Source organism: Melaminivora sp. (assembly GCF_032059615.1).
In the GTDB taxonomy this organism is placed as follows: domain Bacteria; phylum Pseudomonadota; class Gammaproteobacteria; order Burkholderiales; family Burkholderiaceae_C; genus Melaminivora.
The window spans coordinates 1-1,805 of record NZ_DAMCAM010000115.1; the positions used below are offsets into that span (position 1 = coordinate 1).

At 71.6% G+C, this 1,805-nt stretch carries 2 protein-coding genes; both read left to right on the forward strand.

Features of this window, described 5'->3' with window-relative positions:
• A partial coding sequence (locus RT051_RS14625; protein ID WP_313077878.1) for an FHIPEP family type III secretion protein occupies window positions 1–725 on the forward strand: 725 nt, incomplete at its 5' end.
• On the forward strand, window positions 722–1,805 hold a 1,084-nt coding region (flhF, locus tag RT051_RS14630), incomplete at its 3' end, for a flagellar biosynthesis protein FlhF (protein ID WP_313077880.1). The genes RT051_RS14625 and flhF, both read left to right, overlap by 4 nt.

Genomic DNA, 1,805 nt, shown 5'->3' on the forward strand with positions numbered 1-1,805 from the left:
ACCCGGCCTTCGGCCTGCCGGCGCACTGGATCGACGCCGGCCAGCGCGAAGCGGCACAAATGGCGGGTTTTACCGTGGTTGATTCGGAAACCGTGATGGCCACCCATTTGTCACACTTGATGCAAGTCCAGGCAGCGCGGCTCCTGTCCCGCACCGAGACGCAGCAGCTCGTCGAGCACGTCACGCGCCTGGCCCCCAAACTCATCGAGGAAGTCGTGCCCAAACTGGTCTCCATCACCATCTTCCAGAAGGTGCTCCAGCTCCTGCTGGAGGAGGCCGTGCACATCCGCGACATCCGCACCATCATCGAGACGCTGGCCGAGCATGCCGGCACCGTGCAGGACCCGGCCGAGCTGGTCCGCCGCGTGCGCATCGCCCTGGCGCCGGCCATCGTGCAGCAGATCTACGGCCCCACGCGCGAACTCGACGTGATCGCCATCGAGCCCGGCCTGGAGCGCCTGCTGATGCAGGCCCTCACCAACGCCAGCGGCCCGGCGCTCGACCCGGGCGTGGCCGACCTGCTGACCCAGAAGGCTGCCGAAGTGGCCATGAAGCAGGAAGAAATGGGCATGCCCGCCTGCCTGCTGGTGCCCGACGCCATCCGCGGCACCATCGCCCGCCTGGTGCGCCGCATGGCGCCGCGGCTGCAGGTGCTGGCGCACAGCGAAATCCCTGAAACCCACAGCATCCGCATCGGACCGATCCTCAAAGGGGCCTCCGCATGAACATCAAACGCTTCACCGCTCCCACCGCCCGGGAAGCGCTGGCCAAGGCCCGCATGGCTTTCGGCGACGGCACGCTGATCCTGTCCAACCGCCAGGTGGCGGGCGGCGTGGAGGTGGTGGCCACGGCCGAGGAGGCGCTGTCCACGCTGGAAACCGCTGGTGCCCCCGCTGCCCTGCCCGCCGCCGGCAGCCGCCTGCAGGAGCGCGCCGACGACCTGGCCGCCAGCCCCGTGCGCCTGCAGCAGCAACCCACCCAGGCCGGCGCGCGCAACCCGGTGGCGCAGGACACGGAAGAGCTGGCCATGAGCACGCTGTCCTTCCAGGACTATGTGCGCGAGCGCATGCTGCGCCGCCGCCACGAAGCCCTGCATGGCCAGGTGCAGGAGCGCCCCGCGCCGCGCGCCGCCCAGCGCCCGGCGGCGCAACCGGCGTTCGAGCCCCAGCCCATCCAGGTGCAGCCCGCGCGCATGCAGCAGGCGGTGCGCCCGGCCATGCACGCCGCCCTGGGCGCCGAGCAGCTTGTCACCGGCCGCCGCGCCGCGCCGGCCACGCCCGCGGCCGCGGCCGCGCCCACCCTGGCGGCAGGCGCCGGCCAGCAGAACCTGATGAAGGAGCTGCAGTCCATGAAGGACCTGATCGAGGAGCGCTTCAACACCCTGTCCTGGCTCGGCCAGGCGCGCCAGAACCCGATCCAGTCCAACCTGATGCTCAAGCTGATCCGCGCCGGCTACTCGCCCGCGCTGTCGCGCGCCCTGCTGGAGCACCTGCCCGAACACCTGGGCGCGCAGGACTCGGTGCGCTGGCTCATGGACGTGCTCGAACGCAACCTGCGCACCGACGCCCAGGCCCTGCCGCTGCACGAGGAGGGCGGCATCTTCGCCCTGGTCGGCGCCACCGGTGTGGGCAAGACCACCACAACCGCCAAGCTGGCCGCCCTGTGCGCCCGCGTGCACGGCCCGGCCAGCGTGGGCCTGATCACCCTGGACACCTACCGCATGGGCGCGCACGAGCAGCTGCGCTCCTATGGCCGCATGCTGGGCGTGGTGGCGCACCTGGCGCACGACCGCGCCGCGCTGCAGG